Below are 6,666 nucleotides of genomic sequence, written 5' to 3'. Positions count from 1 at the left end.
CCCCCCCCCCCCCCCCCCCCCCCCCCCCGCCCCCCCCCCCCCCCCCCCCCCCGCGCCCCCCCCCCCGCCCCCCCCCCCCCCCCCCCCCCCCCCCCCCCCCCCCGCCACGAGGGCGTGGGCGCGCTCGTCGAGCGAGGAGGCGGGGGGGAGCCTGCGGAGGTCCACCTGCTCGAGGAGGCCGGCGGCTTCGCGCAGCGTGTAGGTGCGGAACATGGCCCGGGGCGCGAGCTTCAGGGCGTCGCGGCGGTGCCGGCGGGTCATGGTCAGCGTCAGATCGGCCCGCTCGACCATGTCCGCCGTCAGCTGGCGGGCGACGAACCCGGAGGGGTCCCCTCCCAGGCCGGACAGCGCGAGGGCGGACTTGGGCTCCATGCCCTTGCCGACGACCGCATTCGTCCCGGCACTCGCGGTGCCGACCGCGGCCGCCGATGCCCCGAGGGCGTCGTCGAGGAAGGCGCGGGTCAACCGCTCACCCATGGGGGAGCGGCAGATGTTCCCGGTGCACACGAAGAGGATCCGCACGCGCCGGAGTCAACACGTGACGATGAGTCGCGTCAGGAAGGCTGGCCGCTGGCGGGGTGTCGCCCGTCCGGTGGGACACCTCAGTCACACACGTCACACCCCGTCAACTTCCTGTTGCTGAGGGCTAAACAAATACGGATCGGCGCTGTACCGTCCTACGAGGTTTCCCCCGGCAACGACCGGGGCAAGAGGTGCGGCTTCGCGGCAGGAGCCCACCTGGTGAGCGGGGGCTTGGGTGGAACTGAAGGACGTGCTGCAGGCGATCCGTTCTGGCTGGTGGATCCTGGTGTGCACGGTGCTGCTGGCCATCGGCGTCGCCGGCTTCCTGACGTGGCAGGCGACCCCGCTGTACTCGTCCTCCACCCAGCTGTTCGTCTCGACGTCTTCGACGACGGACACCTCCACCGCCTACCAAGGCAACCTCTTCTCGCAGCAGCGGGTGACCTCCTACGCGCAGCTGCTCACGGGTGAGGAACTCGCCTCGCGCGTGGTGGCAGATCTCGGCCTGGAGCTGACGGCGGCCGAGGTAGCCGCCAATGTCACCGCCACCGCCGTTCCCGAGACCGTGATCCTCGAGGTCAGCGTCACCGATTCGTCCGCTCAGCGGGCGCAGGACATCGCCGCGTCCTTGGCGCAGCAGTTCACGCAGCAGGTGACCGAGCTGGAGACTCCCGACGGCGGCGGAGCTTCCACCGTCAAGGTCACCACGGTCGAGGGTGCTGACCTCGACGAGGCACCGGTCAGCCCGGACCCGGTCCGCAACGTGGCCCTCGGTGCTGTGCTCGGTCTGCTCGTCGGGCTCGGGCTGGCCCTGCTGCGCAGCCGGCTGGACAACACGGTGAAGACCCCCGAGGAGATCCGGAACCTCACCGGAGCAGGCGTCATCGGCACAGTCCTGGAGGACCCCCGCCTGGCCGAGGAGCACCTCGTCGCCGACCTGGACGACCACTCGATCAGCGCGGAGGCCTACCGCGCGATCCGCACGAACCTGCAGTTCCTCGACGTCGACCACCCGCCGCGGGCGATCATCATCTCCAGCGCCATCCCCGGTGAGGGCAAGTCGACGCTCGCCGTGAACCTCGCGACGGCCCTCGCGCAGCAGGGCAGCCGCGTCATGCTCATCGAGGCCGACCTGCGCCGGCCGCGGATCACCCGCTACATGGGCCTGATCAGCGGCGCCGGACTCACCAACGTGCTCGCCGGCACGGCCGCCCTGCACGAGGTGGCGCAGCCCTGGGGGGAGGGAAAGCTCACCGTGCTCGGGGCGGGCCCCATGCCGCCTAATCCGAGCGAGATGCTCGGTTCGGCGCAGATGCGCGCGCTCCTCGACCAGCTCAAGGCGACGAACGACTACGTCATCGTCGATGCGCCTCCGCTGCTGCCGGTGACCGATGCAGCGGTGCTCTCGGTGCTGTCGGACGGCTGCGTCATCACCGCTCGCTACGGCAAGACCCGGCGGGAGGAGCTGGCCGAGGCGGCGGGCGCCCTGCAGCGGATCGACGCCAAGCTGCTCGGCGTCGTGCTGAACCGCGTGCCGCAGGCTGCCGGGGCCGCGCGCGGCTACGGCTACGGCTACACGTACGAGCCCGATCCGGGCCGGGAGACGACGGCTGACACCGGCAACATGGTCAGCCCCGGCGCCGCGCGGAGGCGCGGTCGGCCGCGGTACGACGTGACGGGCCCGCTGCCGGCCGTACCGCCGAGGCGGTAGCGGCAGCAAGAGAGCCCGCGGCCGGTGCCTCTGCACCAGCCGCCCATGCAGTGAATTCCTTATCGGTGCGCGCCCGAACGGCGTGCGGTGCTGGACGGGGGTCGGCATGACGGAGCGACGGAGGACGTGGCGGTGGAGATTGCGCCGCTGGGGGTTGCTGGCGGCTGACGGGGTGTTCCTCGTGGTCGGCCTCTGGCTGGCCACCGCGGCACGGTACGAGGGAGACATCGGCAGGATCGACACGCGCGGCGTCGTGGTCATCGGCCTGGTGGGCGTGCTGACGTACGTGGCGCTGTCTCCGCTGTTGCGGCTGCACCACGGGCGGTACCCCGTCGGCAGCGTCGACGAGTTGCTGGCTCTGGGTCTCGGCGTCGCCTGTGCGGCGGGAGTGCAGACGCTGGTCAACGCGGTGGCCGGTGTACCTCGCATGGTTCCGCTGTCGACCCCAGCGGTCGGGGCTGTCCTCGCCGTCGCACTCATGACGGCGCTGCGCCTGGCCATCCGGCGGCAGCGGGAAGGTGCCTCCCGGCCACGCCGAGCCGAACTCACGCTCGTCTTCGGAGCAGGCGACGCGGGACACCAGCTGGTGACGTCCATGCTCACCAATCCTGAGAGCCCTTATCTGCCGGTCGGGCTGCTGGACGACGACCCGCGCTGGCGGCACGCCCGCATCCGAGGCGTGCGCATGCTCGGTGGTCGCGGCGACATCGGGAAGGCTGCAGCGGAGTCCGGCGCGTCCTCGCTGATCATCGCGCTGCCTTCGGCGGATTCCGCCCTGATCCGAGACCTCTCCGCACGGGCAATCGAGGCTGGCCTCACCGTCAAGGTGCTGCCCCCGCTGGCCGGCCTGCTGGATCACCGGGTGGGAATCCGCGACGTCCGGGACATCGACATCGCCGACCTTCTCGGCCGCCACCAGATCGACACCAACGTGGGTGAGATCGCGGGCTACCTCGAGGGCAAGCGAGTGCTGGTCACCGGGGCCGGTGGCTCCATCGGCTCCGAGCTGTGCCGGCAGATCCACCGGTTCGGTCCGGCTGAGCTGATGATGCTCGACCGCGACGAGTCGGCCCTGCACGCGGTGAGCCTCAGCATTCACGGCGAGGCGCAGCTGCACCTGCCCGAGGCGATCCTGGCCGACATCCGCGACGGCGAGGCGCTGCGCGAGCTGTTCCTGCGCCGGATGCCCGACGTCGTGTTCCATGCCGCCGCGCTCAAGCACGTGAACATGCTCGAGCAGTACCCGGGCGAGGGGTGGAAGACGAACGTCCTCGGCACCCGGAACGTGCTGGAGGCGGCGACCGCGGTTGGCGTCAGCCACTTCATCAACGTCTCGACCGACAAGGCCGCGGACCCGGTGAATACGCTCGGCCGCACCAAGCGGATGGCCGAGCGGCTCACCGCCACGTACGCCCAACGCACGGAGGGGCGCTACCTCTCCGTGCGGTTCGGCAACGTGCTGGGCAGCCGTGGCTCGGTGCTGGAGACCTTCGCCGCCCAGATCGCGCGAGGCGGTCCGGTCACGGTCACCCATCCGGACGTCACCCGGTTCTTCATGACCATCCCGGAGGCGGTCGAGCTGGTGATCCAGGCCGGTGCGATCGGCACCGGCGGCGAGGCACTCGTGCTGGACATGGGGGAGCCGGTGCGCATCGCCGACGTCGCCGCCCAGCTCATCGCAATGGAGGGGCGCCCCATCCCCATCATGTTCACCGGGCTGCGCCCAGGCGAGAAGCTGCACGAGGAGCTGTTCGGCAAGGAAGAGCTGGACAGCCGGCCGGTGCACCCGCTGATCAGCCACGTGCCGGTGCCGGCCGTGGAGGGGGACCTCGAGGCGTGGCTGCAGCGCCCGTTCCCGCCGCTCGAGGAGGTCCTTCAGGTGGACGCGGTCGAGACGCGGCTGGCACAGCTCGGGGCGATGCAGTGACCGCGCAGCCCGCCACCGGTGAACGCATCCTGCTCTCCCCGCCCGACGTTGGGGCGCGGGAGGAGGAGATGGTCGTCCAGGCGGTCCGATCCGGCTGGATCGCTCCTCTCGGCCCCATGGTCGACGCCTTCGAGGCGGCCATCGCCGAGCGGTGCGGCCGGCAGCATGCCGTGGCCCTCTCCTCGGGGACTGCGGCGCTGCATCTGGCGCTGCTGGAAGTCGGGGCGGGGCCGGGGACGATCGTCATCGTGCCGACGCTGACCTTCGCGGCCACCGCGAACGCCGTCGTCTACACCGGCGCACAGCCGGTGTTCGTGGACTGCGAGGAGGAGTCAGGCAACCTCGATCCAGACCTGCTGGAGACGGCGCTGACGGAACTGCAGGCCGAGGGGGCGCGCGTAGCCGCGGTGGTCCCGGTGGACCTGCTGGGTCGCTGCGCGGACTACACGCGGGCCCTGCCGATCTGCGAGCGGTTCGGCGTGCCGGTCATCTCGGACGCCGCCGAATCGCTCGGGTCGAGCCACGAGGGCCGGCCCGCGGGTTCCTTCGGCGTCATGGCCGCGCTGTCGTTCAACGGCAACAAGATCATGACGACGAGCGGCGGTGGCATGCTGCTCACCGATGACGCCGCCGCGGCCGACCGGATCCGCTACCTGAGCACGCAGGCGCGGCAGCCCGCCGTCCACTACGAGCACACCGAGATCGGATACAACTACCGGCTCAGCAACGTGCTCGCCGCTTTAGGACTTGCCCAGTTGGAGCGGCTGGACGAGATGATCGACCGGCGTCGCCGGCTGCGGAATCTGTACGTGGAGCTGTTCGACGGCGTCGACGGCGTGACTGTGTTCCAGCACGCTGCAGGTGAGCAGGACAACTGCTGGCTGACAGCCGTGCTCGTCGACGAGACCGAGGCAGGGTGGTCCACCGAGGATCTCCGCAAGGCCCTGGACGCCGAGAACATCGAGTCTCGCCCCCTTTGGAAGCCCATGCACCGCCAGCCGGTGTTCGCGCAGGCTCGGTCGCTGGTCACGGGGGCTGCCGACCAGTTGTTCAAGCGTGGGCTCACCCTGCCAAGCGGCTCGGCGCTCGGTCTTGAGCAGGTGGATCGGGTTCTGGCGGCCGTCACGGAGTTCCTGGAGCGCGCGTGAGCTCTTGTCCCTCGGCCTACCTTCCCGTCAAACGAGCCATGGACCTAGTCGTGGCGGGCGTGGGGTTGCTGATTGGCGCTCCAGTCATGGCAGCCATCGCAGTCGCGGTGCGACGTGACCTTGGTTCACCAGTGCTGTTCCGGCAGGAGCGGCCCGGGCGCAACGGCGAGCCGTTTCGGCTCGTGAAGTTCCGGACCATGCGAGAACCCCGGGGAATCGAAAGCGACGTCGAGCGCATGACACCACTGGGTCGGACCCTGAGAAGCACCAGCCTCGACGAACTCCCCACTTTATGGAATGTGTTACGTGGGGAGATGAGCCTCGTCGGGCCGCGACCGCTGCTTATGCGGTACCTGGAGCGGTACACGCCGACGCAGATGAGACGCCATGAGGTCAGACCGGGCATTACTGGGCTTGCGCAGGTGAGGGGGCGAAATGCCCTCACATGGGAGGAGAAATTCGCGGCCGATGTGGAGTACGTGGAACGGCTAAGCCTCCGACTGGACCTTCAGATCTTGGGGGCGACCATCAGCGCCGTCCTCACACGCCACGGCATCTCGGCCAGCGATACGGAGACAATGCCAGAATTCGCGGGCCAATACGCTGCGATGGAGTCGACACGGAAGCATCCGACCATTCGAGCGCGAGAGAAGGACGCGTGACTACCACCCCTGTCGCAATCATCGGGGCCGGTGGTTTCGGGCGAGAGGTGCATGACGTCATCGAGGCCGTCAACGATGCCGGCGGCCAGCACGGGCAACTGTTCGAGCCTGTGGGCTTCCTCGACGACGGCCCGGCCGACGAAGCTCTCATCGCGGAACGTGGCCTTCGTCTTCTGGGTGGTGTCGAGATGCTCGATCAGCTCGCACTGGACGTCCAGTACATCATCGCGATCGGCTCCGGTGAGATCCGGCGAAGAATCGATACCTGGGCGCGGTCCGCAGGTCGGCTCTCACCGGTGCTCGTCCACCCCGCGGCCACGCTCGGCAAGCACTTAGTCTCATTGGGGCCCGGGGTTGTCATTTGCGCCGGTGCTGCTGTCACGACGAACGCTCGGCTCGGACGGCATGTCCACCTCAACCTCGGCGTCACTGTCGGGCACGATACCGTGCTTCAAGACTATGTAACGGTCAATCCGAACGCTTCCATCTCGGGAAGCGTCTTGCTGGAGCAGTCGGTAAATCTGGGAACATGCTCGTGCGTTATCCAAGGGAAACGCGTGGGTGCTCGAACAACAGTCGGGGCAGGTGCGGTCGTGGCGCGAGATTTGCCGTCCGATGTTACGGCTGTTGGCGTTCCCGCAAAACCGCTAAACGGGTCCGGCGCGGCGTGACTCCGCGACCACTTGAGGGGATCGT

At 69.3% G+C, this 6,666-nt stretch carries 6 protein-coding genes; 5 read left to right on the top strand and 1 reads right to left on the bottom strand.

Annotated elements, in window-relative coordinates; all coding sequences use genetic code 11:
- The coding region (locus ACI79W_RS15990) for an arsenate reductase/protein-tyrosine-phosphatase family protein (protein ID WP_456563078.1) at positions 1 to 507 on the bottom strand (507 nt) is incomplete at its 3' end.
- Between the two features lie 250 nt (positions 508 to 757).
- On the opposite strand from ACI79W_RS15990, the gene ACI79W_RS15985 reads away from it, so the two are divergent.
- The 5 genes from ACI79W_RS15985 to ACI79W_RS15965 all read left to right on the top strand — a co-directional run bounded on the left by ACI79W_RS15985 (position 758) and on the right by ACI79W_RS15965 (position 6,641).
- Positions 758 to 2,233 carry a polysaccharide biosynthesis tyrosine autokinase gene (locus ACI79W_RS15985; RefSeq protein WP_456563076.1) on the top strand — a complete coding sequence of 492 codons (1,476 nt, stop codon included), beginning with the start codon at positions 758 to 760 and terminating at the stop codon, positions 2,231 to 2,233.
- A 106-nt stretch (positions 2,234 to 2,339) separates the two neighbouring features.
- Entirely contained in the window at positions 2,340 to 4,160 is a 1,821-nt protein-coding gene (locus ACI79W_RS15980; RefSeq protein WP_456563075.1) for a polysaccharide biosynthesis protein, read from the top strand.
- Positions 4,157 to 5,308, top strand: coding sequence for a DegT/DnrJ/EryC1/StrS family aminotransferase (locus ACI79W_RS15975; RefSeq protein WP_456563074.1), 1,152 nt, complete (start codon positions 4,157 to 4,159; stop codon positions 5,306 to 5,308). The genes ACI79W_RS15980 and ACI79W_RS15975 overlap by 4 nt, the downstream gene beginning before the upstream one ends.
- Before the next feature lie 38 nt (positions 5,309 to 5,346).
- Entirely contained in the window at positions 5,347 to 5,970 is a 624-nt protein-coding gene (locus ACI79W_RS15970; RefSeq protein ID WP_456563073.1) for a sugar transferase, read from the top strand.
- Positions 5,967 to 6,641, top strand: coding sequence for an acetyltransferase (locus tag ACI79W_RS15965; RefSeq protein ID WP_456563072.1), 675 nt, complete (start codon positions 5,967 to 5,969; stop codon positions 6,639 to 6,641). Before ACI79W_RS15970 ends, ACI79W_RS15965 begins: the two co-directional genes overlap by 4 nt.
- Positions 6,642 to 6,666 lie beyond the last annotated feature (25 nt).

Source organism: Blastococcus sp. SYSU DS0533 (assembly GCF_054050775.1).
Note: the sequence above shows the minus strand (reverse complement) of the source record. Positions and strands in the feature narration are given on the sequence as shown.

What these genes read in the sequence shown, in the direction of transcription:
- ACI79W_RS15980 (WP_456563075.1), top strand. Translation starts at nt 2,340, where the DNA reads ATGACGGAGCGACGGAGGACGTGGCGGTGGAGATTGCGCCGCTGGGGG.
- ACI79W_RS15970 (WP_456563073.1), top strand. Translation starts at nt 5,347, where the DNA reads ATGGACCTAGTCGTGGCGGGCGTGGGGTTGCTGATTGGCGCTCCAGTC.